Origin of the sequence: Acidovorax sp. FJL06, from assembly GCF_003852545.1 — a bacterium.
Taxonomy (GTDB): Bacteria; Pseudomonadota; Gammaproteobacteria; order Burkholderiales; family Burkholderiaceae_C; genus Acidovorax.
In genome coordinates this window covers 13,639-29,655 of sequence record NZ_QAJR01000040.1, presented here as the reverse complement: position 1 = coordinate 29,655, position 16,017 = coordinate 13,639, and the positions used below count along the sequence as shown (strand labels likewise).

The following is a 16,017-nucleotide window of genomic DNA, read 5'->3' as shown; positions in this document are numbered from 1 at the left end:
CGCTCGTCGAAGCCGCGATTGAAGAGGTGCTTCCCAATTCACTGCGCTCAAGGCGCGAGCACCCTTTCCGATGGATGAGCGATGAAGCAGTGCGTCGAACTTGGAAATGACACTCTGACCAGAGCAGGCTCCGCAAAGTCGGTGCAGAGTTGACCAAAAACTGTCCGTTAGACGCGTCTGGGGCTGAGTTACGGTGTTCTCGCACCAGACCGATTGCACAGTCAGTGCCCAAGTATCAAAGGGCCCCTGATAAGCCACTTGAACACCACTTCAGGCTCCGGGTGCGTTGGTTGCAACTTCCGCTCATCAACTTTGAAACTGTCACCAGACTGTCACCAGCCCCAAAATGGAAAAAAGCCCGCTATGTTTTAAATAGCAGGCTTTCTAATATCTACAATGTGTTGGTGGTAGGACGTACAAGATTCGAACTTGTGACCAACGGATTAAAAGTCCGCTGCTCTACCAACTGAGCTAACGTCCCAACCGATTGCATCAATCCAAATTGATCAGACTGCTGCAAAGCCTTGAATTATAGCGTCTTTTTTGCGCCCAGCCCGGAAGCCGTCGCAAGTTTGTCGAGCACCCATCCCGCAGCGCAGTGGCCAAAAGTGGCCGTGACCGCCACCACGGAGCCATAGCCGTGGCAATTCAAGGTGCCATCGCCTTCAATATTGCAGGAGGCATCAGGGGGGGCCACGGCTTCGCGGCTGAAGACGCAGGTGACGCCGATCTTCCGGCCCTCGCGTGGTGCACGGTGGTGTTTGCGCATCTGGTAGCGCAGTTGCGCGAGCAGAGGGTCGTGGGTGGTCTGGGCCAGATCATCCACGTCGACCTTGTGCGCCTGGCGCTTGCCGCCGGCAGCGCCGACGGCGATGTGCAGCACGCCCGCCGATTGCGCCCATGCGGCGATGGCCACCTTGGCCCGCACCTGGTCGCAGGCGTCAATGACCGCATCCACAGGGCCCGCCAACAGCCCGGGCCAGTTGCCGGGCTCGACGAACTCTTCGATGCAATGGACGGTGCAGGCCGGGTGGATCTGGGCAATGCGGTCCCGCATCGCCAGCACCTTGGCCTGCCCCACGGTGTCCGTCAGGGCATGAATCTGGCGGTTGATGTTGGACTCGGCCACATGGTCCAGATCGACCAGGGTGATCTGCGCCACGCCGCTGCGCGCCAGCGCCTCTGCAGCCCAGGAGCCCACGCCCCCAATGCCGATGACAGCGACATGGGCGCGGCGGATCCGGGCCGCGCCCTGCACGCCATACAGCCGCGCCAGTCCGCCAAACCGGCGCTCCAGCGCGGCCTCGGCATCCTCTGGCAAAGGCATGCCGGGCGAAATGACATCACCCTGCATTACTTCAGGCGGGAAAGCCGCTCTTTGGCCGCGACGGCAGCCTCGGATTGCGGATACGCGCGGACCAGGTCTTCGAGCGTCTTGCGCGCAGTGCGCGTGTCCTTGAGCTCGATCTGGCAATTGGCAATCGACAGGGCGGCCTCCGGAGCGCGGGCGTGCCCGGGCGCATCCGCCAGCATCTGCTTGAAGTTGCCGATGGCGTCCTTGTATTCCCGCGTGGCGTACTGGGCATTGCCCAGCCAGAAACGCGCCGACGGGACATAGCCGCCGCGCGGATACTGCCGCACGAAGCCGGCGAACGCCGTGCTGGCTTCCGGGAACTTGCCCGAGCGGAAAACGGCCAGGGCGGCTTCAAAATCCCGCTTCTCGGCGGGGTCGGCCTGGAACTCCTTGCCATCCACGGCCACCTTGACCGGCTCGAACTGGCGAAGCCGCTCATCCACGCCTTGGGCGATGTCCTTCTGGCGCCTTTGCAGGTCGCCCACATCGCGCAAGAGTTGCTCGTTCTGGCCATTGAGCTTGGCTTGCTCGGCCCGCAGGGTCTCTATCTGGGTTTGCAGGTCCAGCAGGCTGCGGCGCAGTTGGGCGTTCTCTTCGCCCAGCCTGCGCAGCTCCTCGGCAGAGCGCTGGCCGGAGGCCTGCAACCCATCCACACGCTGGCGCATCTCCAGGATGGCACGGCGCGCTTCGCCATCCTCAAAAATGGCGGCCTGGGCCGCAGGCAGCAAGGCCACCGACAACGCGGCAGCCGCCAATAGCCGAAGAGGGAACACCACGGCAGCGGTTCGCATCAACGGTAGGACAGTTCAGCACGGCGGTTCTGCGCGTGCACATCTTCCGAATTGCCCTGCGCTGCTGGCTTTTCCTTGCCAAAGCTCACGGCTTCCACCTGGCTGTCCGGCACGCCCAGCAGGCCCAGCGAACGGCGCACGGCTTCTGCGCGCTTCTGGCCCAGGGCCAGGTTGTACTCGCGGCCACCGCGGTCATCGGTGTGGCCTTCGATCATGACCTTGCGGCTGGGGGCCGCCTTGATGAAGCGGGAGTGGGCCTCGATCAGGGCCTGGAACTCCGGCTTGATGACGTAGCTGTCGTAGTCGAAATACACGATGCGCGCCACGCCCACGGGGCCTGCACCATCACGGCCGGATTGCCCCAGGTCCACACCGGCCACGCCGCTCTGCGAGGTATTGCCAGAGTTGGCACCGCTGTTGGCGCCGCCCATGGTGGAGGTTGCGTTTTTGTCTTCGACAGGCACATCGTCCAGCTTCACGCCGGAACTGCAGCCGGCCATCAACGCAACAACGGTAAGGGCAAGGGTAAAACGTTTGATCATCCAAAATTCTCCTGAAGGCTTGATAACTGAAAATATCTATAAGTTCATTGCTTTTGAAACGGACCCCAGTCCGGTTCGCGAAGATCGCCCGCCTGCCCCGCGAGACGGGCCTTGATCTTGCCGTCCAGCGTGGTGGTCATCAGCGCTTCACGCCCCTGCTGCTGGGTGGCGTACACGATGAGGCGGCTGTTCGGGGCAAAGCTCGGGTTTTCGTCGGCCATGGTGTCGGTCACGGCGTTGACGGTGCCTGAAGACAGGTCCATCACATGCAGTTTGAAGGCCCCCCCCACGCGGGAGATGTAGGCCAGCCAGCGCCCGTCCGGGCTCACGGTGGGCGAGATGTTGTAGGTGCCCGTGAAGGTGACACGTTCGGCATTGCCGCCCGACACACCCACCTTGTAGATCTGCGGCGCGCCACCACGGTCGCTGACGAAATAGATGCTGCGGCCATCGCCCGAGAACACCGGCTCGGTGTCAATGCCCGAGCTTTGCATCAGGCGGCGCGGCTCGCCGCCGTTGGCGTCAATGGTGTAGAGCTGCGAGCCGCCGTCGCGGCTCAGCGTGACGGCCAGCGAGCGCCCATCGGGGGCCCAGGCGGGGGCACTGTTGGAGCCCCGGAAGTTGGCGATCAGGCGGCGGCGGCCCGATGCCACGTCGTGCACATACACCACCGGCTTGCGGGACTCGAAGGACACGTAAGCCAGCTGCCCGCCATTGGGCGACCAGGCCGGGGAGATGATGGGCTCCGGGCTCGACAGTGCCGACTGGGCATTTTCGCCATCGGCATCGGCCACCCACAGGCTGTAGCGGGGGCCCGTCTTGGTCACATAGGCAATGCGCGTCGAGAAAACGCCGCGCTCGCCCGTGAGTTTTTCATAGATGAAATCGGCAATGCGGTGCGCCACCAGGCGCAGGTCGCCTTGCGTGACCACAAAGCTCTGCCCCCCCAGGTCTTGCCCCTTGACCACGTCCCACAGGCGAAAGCGCACATCAAAACGCCCATCGGCCAGGCGCGTCACGCTGCCGGTGGCCAGGGAGTCGGCGCTCTTTTGCCGCCACAGCGCCACATCGGGGCGGGCCGTTTCGTCCAGCGCTGCACCCGCAGCATCAATGGCACGAAACTGGCCGCTGCGCTCCAGATCGGCCTGGATGATGGCCGCAATCTTTTGGGGGGCTTGCGCCTCGCCCCGGAACGGGGCAATGGCAATCGGCAACTGGGTGAGGCCCACGCCTGTCACCTCGACGCGAAACTGCGCCAGGGCCGGAAGCGTGGGGGTTGCGATCAGCGCGGCCAACAACTGGCGGCGCAGGGGGAGCGGCGAAGCCGCAGAAGAGGGATGTTTGGAGATTCGATCTGTGGTCATTGGCATCCAGCAGTGGCCGAACAAATGCCGAAGGGCAACCCTGAATGGTACACACAGCAAAAAGACCCCTGTGACAAACTGTGCGCAAACGCGCGCTCCCAGTCCCGTGCCACCAGGTGCGCTGGTGCAGTCCTCTGGTGCAAGCCGCCGCCAGGGCGGCCCACAACCTTAGAATCCGGGCCACATGCAAGCCACCGACACGGGCACCACGCCCGCCAATGCTCCCCTCCCTCCCGCCAGCCTGGCCGCACGCCTGAAGCGGTTGTCCGTCTACTTTGGCGGCCAGCGGCTGGCCTGGGGGCTGGCCATTGTTGCGACGCTGGTCGGGGCGATCACCGAGCCCCTCATCCCCGCCCTGCTGCAGCCTTTGCTGGACCAAGGGTTCACCCAAGGCAGCCTGGAGCTGTGGATGGTCCCGCTGGCCATTCTTGGCATCTTCCTCGTGCGCGGGCTTGCCCAGTTCGTGGGCCAATACGCACTGGCACGCATTGCCAATGAAGGCATGTTCACCCTGCGCACTTCGCTGTTTGAGCGGGTGCTGGCCGCCGAAATGGGCTTGTTCAGCCGCCAGTCGGCCAGTGCGCTGTCCAACACCGTGGTCTATGAAGTGCAGACCGGCGCAACGCTGCTCGTGCAGGCGCTGATGGGGATTTCGCGCGATGGCTTCACGCTGGTCGCCCTGCTGTTCTACCTGCTCTACCTGAATTGGCAGTTGACGCTGATCGTGGCCGTGGTGGTGCCCGGCGTCGCCTGGATCATGAAGACACTGTCCAAGCGGCTGTACCACCTCACCAAAAGCAGCCAGCAGGCCACGGACGAACTGGCCTATGTGGTGGAAGAAAACGTGCTGGCACACCGCATGGTCCGGCTGCACGGTGCACAGGCAGGCCAAGCCCAGCGCTTCGAGGGCCTCAGCCGCAGTCTGCGGCGCTTGGCCATCAAATCCACGATCGCATCGGCGGCCATGACGCCGCTGACCCAGCTCCTGGCCGCAGCAGCATTGTCGACCGTGATCTGCATTGCACTCTGGCAGAGCCGTGGGGCCGTGGATGCCAAGGGCGTCACCGTGGGTGGCTTTGCCGCCTTCATCACGGCCATGCTCATGCTCATCGCCCCCATCCGCCGCCTGGCCGACGTCGCCAGCCCCATCACGCGCGGCGTGGCAGCCCTGGAGCGCGGCTTGGCCTTGCTGGGCGAAACTGGCGCCGAAAGTGGCGGCCAGTACCGCACCGATCGGGTCCGGGGCGAACTGGCGCTGGAACGGGTCACGGTGTCCTTCGGGCCGGACCATGCTCCAGCCCTGGACCAGATCAGCCTGAAAGTGGCGCCCGGCGAGATCGTCGCGCTCGTCGGCCCCTCCGGCGCGGGCAAGACCACGCTCGTCAACTTGCTGCCACGTTTCATTGCACCGGCGGGCGGCAACATCCTCGTCGATGGCCATCCCGTCCAGGACTGGGATTTGATGTCACTGCGTTCACAGTTTGCGATGGTGAGCCAGGACGTGGTCATGTTCAACGACACCATTGCCGCCAACGTGGCGTTGGGGTGCGCGGTGGACGAACAACGGGTGCGCGACTGCCTGCAAGCCGCCAATCTGGCGGGGCATGTCGCCGGGCTGCCGCAGGGCATCCACACCATCGTGGGCCACAACGCCACACAGCTGTCGGGCGGGCAGCGCCAGCGGCTGGCCATCGCACGGGCGCTCTACAAGGACGCACCCATCCTGATCCTGGACGAAGCGACCTCGGCGCTCGACACCGAATCCGAACGCCTGGTGCAGGAAGCCCTGCAGCGCCTGATGCAAGGGCGCACCACGCTGGTCATTGCCCACCGCCTGTCCACCATCGAGCATGCGAACCGGGTGGTCGTCATGGAGCGCGGACGCATCGCCGAGCAAGGCACGCACAGCGCACTGATGGCCCAGGGCGGGCTGTACGCACGCCTGCAGGCACGCCCGGCGGTCGGCAGCACGGCCGCACCGGAGTAACCCCCGGGCGACGCGGCTACCAGCGACGGCTACCAGCGACGGCTACCAGCGACGGCTACCAGCTACCACTTGCCCCGGTTCGGCTGCCGCCGCCGGATGGCCGCAGCGATCTTTTCTGCCGAATCCGTGCGGCTCACGCGCAGGGCGAAATCGGTCGCCGTCAAACCCAGCTGGTTCTTGAGCGTGGGGTCCGCGCCCTCTTCCAGCAAAAGCTGCACCGCCTCGATCGACCCATAGTGCGCGGCCATCATGAGGGGCGTGGTGCCGTTGGGCGACGCGGCATCGATGTAGGCATGGCTTTCCAGCAGCAGCGAGATGATGGCCGCATGCTGCGGCGACCCTGCAGACGCCGCGTAGTGCAGTGGCGCCCACCCCCGCTTGTTCACGTCCGCATCGCGCGCAATCAGGGCTTTCACAGCCTCTACGTTGCCCTTGAGCGCGGCCATCATGAGGGGGCTTTCGTCCTGGGCGTTGCGCGCCTCCACGTTCACCCCGCGCGCGGCCAGCAGCGCGGCAAAGGCCTTGTTGGCCCCATTCTGCAATGCCAGCGTGAGCCCCACCTGGCCCTTGGGGTCGCGGGTGTTGGGGTCGAAACCCCGGCGCACCAGCGCGCTGATCGCGTCGCCATCGTCCCGCAGGATGGCCACAAAGAAGTCTTCATACGCACCCGCCCAGGCCCGGGCAGACACCGCGCCCAGCGCCAAGGCAGCCAGGGAGGTCAAGGCAGAACGTCGGTGCAGGCTCATGCCATCACCCCCGGGAACAAGCGATCAAAGTTGCGGCTGGTGGCCTCGGCCACGGCCTCCAGCGCCAGGCCCTTGGTCTCGGCCACCTGCCGGGCCACATGGGGCACATACGAGGGGTTGTTGGTCTTGCCCCGGTAGGGCACGGGCGCAAGATACGGGCTGTCGGTCTCGATGAGCAAGCGGTCAAGCGGAACAAACGCCACCACGTCGCGCAGCTCCTGTGCGCTCTTGAAGGTGATGATGCCCGAGAACGAAAGGTAGTAGCCCAGGTCCAGCGCGGCCCGCGCCACCTGCATCGACTCGGTGAAACAGTGGAAAACGCCCCCCGCCTGGTTGCCGGCGCCATCCTCGCCCTCTTCCCGCAGGATGGCCAGCGTGTCGTCGGACGCGCTGCGCGTGTGGATGATGAGCGGCTTGCCACAGGCCCGCGCCGCGCGGATGTGGGTGCGGAACCGGTCGCGCTGCCATTCCAGATCGGCGATGCTGCGCCCGCCCTTGCGGTCTTCCATGCCGTAGTAGTCGAGCCCGGTCTCGCCAATGGCCACCACGCGCGGCAAGGCGGCGCGGTCCAGCAGGTCTTGCACCGTGGGCTCGGTCACGCCTTCGTTGTCGGGGTGCACGCCCACCGTGCTCCAGAAGTTGTCATGGGCCAGGGCCAGGGCGTGCACGCCCTCGAACTCTTCCATGGTGGTGCAGATGCACAGGGCCCGCGTGACCTGCGCCTCGGCCATGGCCTGGCGGATGGCGGGCAGCTGGCTGACCAGCTCCGGGAAGTTGAGGTGACAGTGCGAATCAGTGAACATGAGCTTGCAAAATAAAAAAGCCGACCAGCCAGCGCGGGTCGGCACGGGGCACCGGCAACGCCGATCAGATGGTCTGGGTAGGACGGTCGGAGCCCAGGGCAGTTCCCAGCAATTCCTCGATTTTGGCCTTGAGCTGGCGCGATTTTTCGTCCTTCGGAAACTGGATGCCCACCCCCTGCGTGCGATTGCCTGCTGCGCGCGCGGGCGTGACCCAGGCCACACGGCCCGCCACGGGGTAGCGCTGCGTGTCGTCGGGCAAGGTGAGCAGCACATACACATCGTCGCCCAGCTTGTAGTCGCGCTGGGTGGGCACAAAAATGCCCCCTTCGGCAAAAAAGGGAATGTAGGCCGCGTAGAGGGCCGCCTTCTCCTTGATGGCCAGCTGCATGACGCTGGGACGGGGCGCGGTGGATGGACTGCTCATGGGTGGGAGATAGCGGCTTAGTGTTTCGAGTGTAGGGTGTTTCGCGCCTGGGCGACAAGCGCCTCCAGCATGAGGCCGGCGTTGAATGGATGGTCCGCCGTGCGGGCCGACTTGGCCAGCGCACGCGACCACCGGGTGAGCGCGCCCAGGGGTGGCACCTTGGGCAGGTCGGCCGGCGCAAAGTAACGCGGCGCGGCGCCCACGCTGGCAGCCAGCAGGTCGTGGCAGAGCTTTTGCAGCGCGTCGATCACCTGGGCTGGGGCCCAGTCGCCCAGGGCCGTCACATCGCCCCGCGCCACCGCTTGCGGCAGGGCGCCCCAAGCCTGTGGGCTGCGGCCGGACCGGGCCAGCGCCAGGGCATCGTCGGGCCGCCCGCCGGCCGCGCGCAGGAAGGAGGTGGCCGCATCCCGGGCCAGGCCCTGCGCCTGCAACCACACCAGGCTGTCGGCCTCCGCAGGCCAGACCATGGTGTGCCCCAGGCAGCGGCTGCGGATGGTGGGCAGCAACTGGTGCGCGGCCTCGCTGGCCAGCACAAAGCGCACGTCACCCGGCGGCTCCTCCAGGGTCTTGAGCAGGGCGTTGGCGGTGATGTGGTTCATCTGCTCGGCCGGGTACACCAGCACCGCCTTGCCCTTGCCACGCGCCGAGGTGCGCTGCGAAAACTCCACCGCATCGCGCATGGCTTCGACGCGGATCTCGCGGCTGGGCTTGCGCTTTTTGTCGTCGATGTCGGCCTGGGCTTTTTCGGACAGCGGCCAGCCCAGGGCCATCATCTGCACCTCGGGCATGAGCACGCACAGGTCGGCATGGGTGCGCACGTCGATGGCGTGGCAGCTGCCGCAGTGGCCGCAGGCGCCCTGCTCCGTCGGCGCGTCACACAACCATGCGCGCACCAGCTCCAGCCCCAGCGCGTACTGCCCCAGGCCCGATGGCCCCTGCAGCAGCCAGGCATGGCCCCGCTGGGCCAGCAGGCGGCTGCGCTGCGTGGCGATCCAGAGCGCCAAAGGCACGGAGGTCTCGCTCATTGCGGCCCCCCTTGCGATGCCACCATGATGGCCAGCCAGCCCTTGCGCACAAACACGCTGGTGAGCTGCTGCCACACCCGGTGGCGCTCCTGCGCTGCGTCCAGCCGCGCAAAGCGCGCGGGCGCGGCGGCGGCGCGGTCGGCATAGCCCTGGGCCACGCGGCGGAAGAACTCGACCGGCTGGGCCTCGAAGCGGTCGGGCACGCGTGCACCGGCCAGGCGTTCGGCCGCCACCTCGGGGGCCAGGTCAAACCACACCGTCAGATCGGGTTCACGCATCAAATGGGCCTCTGGCGCCAGTCCCGTCTGCGCAAGGCGCTCCAAAGTTGATAGCACGCCCAGATCGAAGCCCCGCCCTGCGCCCTGGTAGGCAAAGGTGGCATCGGTGAACCGGTCGCACAGCACCACATCGCCCCGCGCCAAGGCGGGCTCGATGACGTTGAGCAGATGGTCGCGGCGGGCCGCGAAGATCAGCAAGGACTCAGTGAGCGCGTCCATGGGGTCGTTCAACACCAGGGTGCGCAGTTTTTCGGCCAGCGGCGTACCACCGGGCTCACGGCTCACGGTAACGGTGCGGCCCTGGGCGCGGAACGCCGCCGCCAGGCCCTCGATGTGCGAGGACTTGCCTGCGCCGTCGATGCCTTCAAAGGTGATGAACAGTCCGGGTCGTGACATGGTGGCCTTGCTTGATTGCTTACTGCTGCCCGCGCTGGTAGCGGTTGACGGCGCGGTTGTGCTCTTCCAGCGAGGCACTGAAATGGCTGCTGCCATCGCCCTTGGCCACAAAGTACAGGGCGCGCGTCGCCTGGGGCTGCACGGCGGCCAGCAGCGCGGCCTTGCCGGGCATGGCAATGGGCGTGGGCGGCAGGCCGGGGCGGGTGTAGGTGTTCCAGGGGGTGTCGGTCTGCAGGTCGCGCTTGCGCAGGTTGCCGTCAAATTTTTCGCCCAGGCCGTAGATCACCGTGGGGTCGGTCTGCAGCAGCATGCCGATGCGCAGCCGGTTGGCAAACACGCCTGCAATCTGGCCCCGGTCGCTGGCCTTGCCGGTTTCCTTCTCGACGATGCTGGCCAGGACCAGCGCTTCGTCCGCCGACTTGAGCGGCGTGTCGGCCGCGCGCTGCGCCCAGGCGGCGTCGAGCTTGCGATCCATGGCATGCAGGGCGCGGCGCAGCAAGGCGATGTCGCTGGAGCCCTTGGCGTAGGTGTAGGTGTCGGGGAAGAACCGCCCCTCGGGCGCCACGCCGGGGCGGCCCAGCTGGGCCATCAGCGCTTCGTCGGTCAAAGTGGCGGAGTCGCGCTTGAGCTGCTCCTCCTTGGCCAGCGCCTGGCGCACCTGGCGCCAGTTCCAGCCTTCAACCAGGGTGAGTGCGCGCAGGGCTTCTTCGCCCCGGGCCAGCTTTTGCAGCAGGCCGATGGGGGTGGTGCCGGGCGGGATTTCGTAGTTGCCGGCCTTGATGGCGCGGTCCTGCCCCGAGAAGCGGAACCAGGCGTACAGCAGGCGGGCGTCCGTCTTGACCCCGGCCGCCACCACATCGCGGGCCACGCCGCGCGGCGTGGTGCCGGGCTCGATGGCCAGCTCCAGCGGCTCGGGGCCCAGGTCCAGCGGCTGGTGCAGCCACCAGTAGGCAGCACCACCCAGTGCGATCCCCACCAACACCATCAAAGCCAGTAAACGTCGCACAACCCTGCCGTCTGTATGTATGAAACAGGGCATCATAATTCAGCGATGACCTACCCCTTGAATGGCATTGCCCCCCTGTCCCACCTCGGCGTGATTCGCGTGGAAGGCGAAGACGCCGCCAAGTTTCTGCACGGCCAGCTCACCCAGGATTTCGCCCTGCTCGGCATGGACCAGGCCCGCCTGGCGGCCTTCTTGTCGGCCAAGGGCCGCATGCAGGCCAGCTTCATCGGCTTCAAGCGCAGCGCCACCGAGGTATTGCTGCTCTGCAGCCGCGACCTGCTGCCCCCCACGCTCAAGCGCCTGTCGATGTTTGTGTTGCGCGCCAAAGCCAAGCTGACCGACGCCACGGCCGATTTTGCGCTGTATGGCCTGGCTGGAGATGCTATCAACACCGTAGCTGGTAGCGCACAGCCCGCTTGGGTGAAGGCCGATATTGGCACTGCCAACCTGGTGCACCTGTACCCGGCCGACGGCACCCCGCGCGCGCTGTGGGTGGCCCCGGCATCGGACCCCGCCCCCGCAGGCCCCGCGCTGGATGCCGCCCTGTGGCGCTGGAGCGAAGTGAAGAGCGGCGTGGCCACGCTGACCACGCCCGTGGTCGAGGCCTTTGTGCCCCAGATGCTCAACTACGAATCCGTGGGCGGCGTGAACTTCAAGAAGGGCTGCTACCCCGGCCAGGAAGTGGTGGCGCGCAGCCAGTTCCGGGGCACGCTCAAGCGCCGCGCCTACATCGCCCATGCGGTGGCCGAGGTGGCGATGGGCGCCGAGGTGTTCAATACGGCAGACCTGGAGCAGCCCTGCGGCACGGTGGTGCAGGCGGCCCCCGCACCGGGCGGTGGCTTTGATGCCATCGTGTCGCTGCAGATCAGCGCAGCGCAAGAGGGTGCACTGCAGGTGGGCGCGGCGGGTGGCGTGGCGCTGTCGCTGCTGCCCCTGCCCTACCCCTTGCTCGAAGATATTTGAACAAAAATGGGCTCTTGCGCGCGTCCATCCGGCGCAAGAAGCTCACTTTTCAATAGCAACTCAACGACTGCAGCCTAGAGCCGCCGCGCCATCGCGATGTGCGCAATTCCGGCTTCTTCGTAGGGCTCGCCCACCACGGTGAACCCCGCGCGGCGGTAGAAGCCCTCGGCGCTGCTCTGGGCGTGCAGCTGCACCTCGGTGTCGCCCCGGGCCCGGGCGGCGTCCACCAACGCATCCAGCAACTGCCGGCCCCATTGCGCGCCGCGCACCGAGCGGTCCACCGCCATGCGGCCGATGCGGCCCACGCCCGGTGATGGCTGCAACAGCCGGCCGGCGGCAATGGGCATGCCCAGCCGGTTGTAGAGCACCGCATGGCGGGCCGAGATGTCTTGCAGGTCGGCCTCGATCTCGGCGGGAATGCCCTGCTCATGCACAAACACCGCCGTGCGCACGCGGCCTGCATCGCGGCCCAGGGTGTTCCAGTCGCCGGTGCGCACCTCGGCCATGTCGGTGCCCGCCTCAAAGCCTTCAAAGATCGCGCGCAGCGCAGGCGGCACGGGGCGGGAGGTCTGCGTGGCCGGGTCGGCAAACACATAGACCAGCTCGGCCGAGATCAGCAGCCGGTCGCCACTGAAGATGCCCGCCGTGAACAGGCAGGACGAGTTGCCGATGCGCGTGCATTGCAGGCCCACGTCCAGCGTGTCATCGAGCCGCGCCGAAGCGTGGTATTCCACGGTGGCCTTCTTCACATACATCTCGCCGCCCAGGGCCAGCATGCTCGCTTCGTACGGCAATGCCAGCGCGCGCCAGTAGTCGGACATCGCCGTGTCGATGTACATGAGGTAGTGCGCGTTGAACACGATCTTTTGCATGTCCACCTCGGCCCAGCGCACGCGCAGGCGGTGGAAAAAGCGGAAGTCACTGCGTTGCATGGATGGCATTACTCCAGGTGAAAAGCCAGGCGCAGCGCACGGGCTGCGTCGGCATGGGCCTTGCGCGCCTCGGGGATGGCGCGGCCCATCTTGATGAATTCGTGGGTCACGCCCCGGTAGATGTCCAGGTCCACCGGCACGCCGGCCAGGCGCAGCTTGTCGGCGTACTCGATGCCTTCGTCCACCAGCGGGTCGCATTCGGCCAGGCCGATCCAGGCGGGGGCCACGCCCTCCACATCGGGTGCCAGCAGCGGCGCAAAACGCCAGTCCTCGCGCTCCTCACGGGTGTGCACATAGTGGCCGAAAAACCAGCTGATGGCGGGCTCCTCCAGCACCAGGCCGCGCGCAAAGGTGGCGTGCGACGGCGTGTCCTGGTGCGCGGCGCAGCCGGGGTAGATCAGCAGCTGCAGCGCCAGCGGCAGGCCCGCATCGCGCGCCAGGATGGCGTTGACGGCGGCCAGCGTGCCACCCGCGCTGTCGCCGCCCACGGCCAACCGTTCAGGGTCTGCCCCCAGGCCCTTGGCATGGGCCGCCAGCCACTGCAGCGCATCCCAGGCATCGTTGCTGGCGGTGGGAAAGCGGTGCTCCGGCGCCAACCGGTAGTCCAGCGACACCACCATGCAGCCCGCCAGGCGCGCCAGCTCGCGGCACAGGATGTCGTGCGTGGCGATGTTGCCGATGGTGAAGCCGCCGCCGTGCGTGTACAGCAGCACGGGCAGGCCCGTGTCGGTGCTGGGCGCGTACAGCCGCGCGGGCAGCAGGGCGCCATCGCGGGTGGGGATCTGCAGGTCGTCCACCCGTGCCAGCGCCGCCTTGGGCACCTCCAGCACATCGGCGCCCGCCTGGTAGGCGGTGCGGGCCTCCTGGGGCGAGCGGGTGTGCAACGGGGCGTGCCCCGCGCGGGCCATGCGTTCGAGCACGCTGCGCATCTGCGGGGTCAGGCGGGTGTGGTGGATGTGCAGGTCGGTCAACGGTCAGGGTCTCGGTAGCAGAAAGAAAAGCCATGGCCCGCACAGCGGCGGGCCGATCGGGGGTCGCCTACTTGAAGATCACGCGCACCGGCGCGGCGCCAGGCAGACCGTCATAAGTCGCTGTGACCGCCAGGCCCGCCTTGGGCGGCAGCAGCGGCGAGAACGAGCCCAGGCTGATCAGATCGCCCGGCTGCATGGCCAGGCCTTCCTGTGCCAGCGCACCGGCCAGCCACACCACGGCGTTGAGCGGGTGCTCCAGGATGTCGCTGCCCTTGCCACCGCCCAGGCGCGTGCCCGCGCCATCGGTCAGCGACACGTTCATGTCGGCCAGCGCCTGCAGCAGGGCAAAGCGCTCGCCCCGGTACGCAGGCACAGCAACGGGCGCGCCGGCCACGCCCAGGCGCGCGCCCACGTTGATGGCCGTCACGCCCGCGCCGTTGAGCTTGGGCGGCGCCTGCACCATGAGGTCGGGCAGCTCGATGAAGGGGATGACCTGGTCCACGGCGTCCAGCACGTCCATGGGTGTCTTGGCCTGGTTGATGGCCGTGCTTTTCACGCGCACCAGCATGTCGGCCTCGTACAGGGGGCGGGCACCGAATGTGGGGTCCACCGTGGCGCCGCTGGCCAGCACCATGCCTTCGTAGAGCTTGCCCCACACGGGCTTGTCGGTGTTGAAGCGTTTTTGCACGGCGGGGTTGGTCAGGCCGGCCTTGTAGCCAATCACCTTGCCCATGCGCTGGGCCAGCAAGGCATTGACCTTGCCCCGCGTGCAGGCGCCATCGGCGTCCGACAGGTTCTCGGGGTTGGCGGCCGGGGTCTTGGCCACATAGCTGGCCACCAGCTCGGCGGCCTGTGCATCGGTCAGGCACTGGGCCTGGGCCGATGTCACAGAGGCGACGGCCACCAGGGCTGCCATCAGGGTTTGCTTCGTTTTCATGTGTGTCTCCTCCTTATAAAGTGGGTTTGGAGCGGCCAACAAAACTCTTCTGGCGCCATTGCCGCGTCTTGTCGTACGACCCGTACTGCCTGCGGCGCAGCGCCTGGCCAGAACCGCTTCGCTGAGTTTTGTTGACCGCTCTGAAGGCTGGCGGGCTATCGTAATCGCTGGCACTCCCATTCACACACCCTGTTGCACCATGGCTTTCATCTACTACGTCACCCAGATCCAGTTTGAATTCGGCGCTGTCAAGCTGCTGAAACAGGAATGCGAGCGCGTGGGCATCACGCGCCCCCTGATCGTGACGGACCCTGGCGTGAAGGCCGCTGGCGTGCTGCAAAAGGCGCTGGACGCGCTGCCCGGTCTGACTGTGGCGGTGTTTGACCAGACCCCGTCCAACCCCACCGAAGCCGCCGTGCGCGCGGCCGTGCAGATGTACAAAGCCCAGGGCTGCGACGGCCTGATCGCCGTGGGTGGCGGCTCGGCCATCGACTGCGCCAAGGGCATCGCGATTGCCGCCACGCACGAGGGGCCGCTCACGCACTACGCCACCATCGAAGGCGGCTCGCCTCGCATCACCGACCGGGCCGCGCCCCTGATCGCCGTGCCCACCACCAGCGGCACGGGCAGCGAGGTGGCGCGCGGCGCGATCATCATCGTGGACGACCACCGCAAGCTGGGCTTTCACTCGTGGAACCTGGTGCCCAAGACCGCCATCTGCGACCCCGAACTCACGCTGGGCCTGCCCCCCATGCTGACGGCCGCCACGGGCATGGACGCGATTGCGCACTGCATGGAGACCTTCATGTCGGCCGCCTTCAACCCACCCGCCGACGGCATTGCCCTGGACGGCCTCACGCGCGGCTGGGCACACATTGAGCAAGCCACCAAGAACGGCAGCGACCGCGACGCGCGCCTGCACATGATGAGCGCCAGCATGCAGGGCGCCATGGCCTTCCAGAAGGGCCTGGGCGCCGTGCACTCGCTCAGCCACAGCCTGGGCGGCGTGAACCCGCGCCTGCACCATGGCACGCTCAACGCCATGTTTTTGCCCGCCGTGGTGCGCTTCAATGCGGGCGCTGAATCGGTGCAGAAAGAAAAGCGGCTGGAACGCATGGCCCACGCCATGGGCCTCGCATCGGCGGGCGACATCCCCGAGGCCCTCCGCGACATGAACGCCCGCCTGGGCCTGCCCACGGGCCTGGCCGCCATGGGCGTGACCGAAAGCATGTTCGACGACATCATCCAGGGCGCAATGGCCGACCATTGCCACAAGACCAACCCGCGCGTTGCCACGCCCGACGAGTACCGCGGCATGCTGTCGCAGTCGCTCTGAACCAGGAGCCCCCAGGCCAGCCACTGGCCCGGGGCGCAGAGCAGCCCCCGGCGCAGGCTCCGCCCTGCGGGCGCTACAAAATGTCACAGCCTCGCCACACCCCACCAGACGCGCCCACGGAAAAGGCCGCCCACGCAGCACCTCCGGCTAGACTCCCAGTTC

General features: G+C 66.9%; 16 protein-coding genes and 1 tRNA gene. 3 read left to right on the top strand and 14 right to left on the bottom strand.

Features of this window, described 5'->3' with window-relative positions:
• Nucleotides 1-405: 405 nt before the first annotated feature.
• The 5 genes from DBV10_RS19680 to tolB all read right to left on the bottom strand — a co-directional run bounded on the left by DBV10_RS19680 (nucleotide 406) and on the right by tolB (nucleotide 4,051).
• Nucleotides 406-481: transfer RNA gene (locus tag DBV10_RS19680), tRNA-Lys, on the bottom strand.
• 48 nt (nucleotides 482-529) lie between these two features.
• On the bottom strand, nucleotides 530-1,327 hold the full coding sequence (locus tag DBV10_RS19675; protein WP_233589993.1) for a ThiF family adenylyltransferase: 798 nt from the start codon (nucleotides 1,325-1,327) through the stop codon (nucleotides 530-532).
• 26 nt (nucleotides 1,328-1,353) lie between these two features.
• Entirely contained in the window at nucleotides 1,354-2,145 is a 792-nt protein-coding gene (ybgF, locus tag DBV10_RS19670) for a tol-pal system protein YbgF (RefSeq protein ID WP_124515292.1), read from the bottom strand.
• On the bottom strand, nucleotides 2,145-2,687 hold the full coding sequence (pal, locus tag DBV10_RS19665; protein WP_124515291.1) for a peptidoglycan-associated lipoprotein Pal: 543 nt from the start codon (nucleotides 2,685-2,687) through the stop codon (nucleotides 2,145-2,147). Before pal ends, ybgF begins: the two co-directional genes overlap by 1 nt.
• A 44-nt stretch (nucleotides 2,688-2,731) precedes the next feature.
• Nucleotides 2,732-4,051 (bottom strand): Tol-Pal system beta propeller repeat protein TolB, encoded by a 1,320-nt coding sequence (tolB, locus tag DBV10_RS19660; protein WP_124515290.1) that lies wholly within the window; start codon nucleotides 4,049-4,051, stop codon nucleotides 2,732-2,734.
• Nucleotides 4,052-4,235: 184 nt separating this feature from the next.
• On the opposite strand from tolB, the gene msbA reads away from it, so the two are divergent.
• Nucleotides 4,236-6,038, top strand: a complete 1,803-nt coding sequence (msbA, locus tag DBV10_RS19655; protein WP_124515289.1) for a lipid A export permease/ATP-binding protein MsbA — start codon at nucleotides 4,236-4,238, stop codon at nucleotides 6,036-6,038.
• A 62-nt stretch (nucleotides 6,039-6,100) separates the two neighbouring features.
• Here msbA and DBV10_RS19650 read toward each other — a convergent pair whose 3' ends face one another.
• The 6 genes from DBV10_RS19650 to mltG form a co-directional block, all read right to left on the bottom strand.
• Nucleotides 6,101-6,784: an ankyrin repeat domain-containing protein gene (locus tag DBV10_RS19650; RefSeq protein WP_124515288.1), complete on the bottom strand. Its 684-nt coding sequence runs from the start codon at nucleotides 6,782-6,784 to the stop codon at nucleotides 6,101-6,103.
• Nucleotides 6,781-7,587: a TatD family hydrolase gene (locus DBV10_RS19645; protein WP_124515287.1), complete on the bottom strand. Its 807-nt coding sequence runs from the start codon at nucleotides 7,585-7,587 to the stop codon at nucleotides 6,781-6,783. Before DBV10_RS19645 ends, DBV10_RS19650 begins: the two co-directional genes overlap by 4 nt.
• Nucleotides 7,588-7,651: 64 nt before the next feature.
• Complete coding sequence (locus tag DBV10_RS19640; RefSeq protein WP_015013859.1) at nucleotides 7,652-8,011, bottom strand: PilZ domain-containing protein; 360 nt, start codon at nucleotides 8,009-8,011, stop codon at nucleotides 7,652-7,654.
• Between the two features lie 17 nt (nucleotides 8,012-8,028).
• Nucleotides 8,029-9,036 (bottom strand): DNA polymerase III subunit delta', encoded by a 1,008-nt coding sequence (locus DBV10_RS19635; RefSeq protein ID WP_124515286.1) that lies wholly within the window; start codon nucleotides 9,034-9,036, stop codon nucleotides 8,029-8,031.
• Complete coding sequence (gene tmk, locus DBV10_RS19630; protein ID WP_124515285.1) at nucleotides 9,033-9,710, bottom strand: dTMP kinase; 678 nt, start codon at nucleotides 9,708-9,710, stop codon at nucleotides 9,033-9,035. The genes DBV10_RS19635 and tmk overlap by 4 nt, the downstream gene beginning before the upstream one ends.
• 19 nt (nucleotides 9,711-9,729) lie before the next feature.
• Nucleotides 9,730-10,695 carry an endolytic transglycosylase MltG gene (mltG, locus tag DBV10_RS19625; protein WP_233589997.1) on the bottom strand — a complete coding sequence of 322 codons (966 nt, stop codon included), beginning with the start codon at nucleotides 10,693-10,695 and terminating at the stop codon, nucleotides 9,730-9,732.
• A 66-nt stretch (nucleotides 10,696-10,761) separates the two neighbouring features.
• Here mltG and DBV10_RS19620 point away from each other — a divergent pair, with 66 nt between their 5' ends.
• Nucleotides 10,762-11,679, top strand: a complete 918-nt coding sequence (locus tag DBV10_RS19620) for a folate-binding protein YgfZ (RefSeq protein WP_124515284.1) — start codon at nucleotides 10,762-10,764, stop codon at nucleotides 11,677-11,679.
• Between the two features lie 74 nt (nucleotides 11,680-11,753).
• Here the strand turns inward: DBV10_RS19620 and DBV10_RS19615 are convergent, their stop codons facing one another.
• The 3 genes from DBV10_RS19615 to DBV10_RS19605 all read right to left on the bottom strand — a co-directional run bounded on the left by DBV10_RS19615 (nucleotide 11,754) and on the right by DBV10_RS19605 (nucleotide 14,519).
• The gene (locus tag DBV10_RS19615) at nucleotides 11,754-12,611 is read right to left on the bottom strand and encodes a YbgC/FadM family acyl-CoA thioesterase (protein WP_124515283.1); all 858 of its coding nucleotides are present in this window, start codon (nucleotides 12,609-12,611) and stop codon (nucleotides 11,754-11,756) included.
• Nucleotides 12,612-12,619: 8 nt separating this feature from the next.
• Complete coding sequence (locus DBV10_RS19610; protein WP_233589996.1) at nucleotides 12,620-13,540, bottom strand: alpha/beta hydrolase; 921 nt, start codon at nucleotides 13,538-13,540, stop codon at nucleotides 12,620-12,622.
• A 109-nt stretch (nucleotides 13,541-13,649) separates the two neighbouring features.
• A complete protein-coding gene (locus tag DBV10_RS19605; protein ID WP_124515281.1) occupies nucleotides 13,650-14,519 on the bottom strand; it encodes a 2-keto-4-pentenoate hydratase in 870 nt (289 codons plus the stop codon).
• A 199-nt stretch (nucleotides 14,520-14,718) separates the two neighbouring features.
• On the opposite strand from DBV10_RS19605, the gene DBV10_RS19600 reads away from it, so the two are divergent.
• Nucleotides 14,719-15,855 (top strand): iron-containing alcohol dehydrogenase, encoded by a 1,137-nt coding sequence (locus tag DBV10_RS19600; protein ID WP_124515280.1) that lies wholly within the window; start codon nucleotides 14,719-14,721, stop codon nucleotides 15,853-15,855.
• The last annotated feature ends 162 nt before the right edge of the window (nucleotides 15,856-16,017 follow it).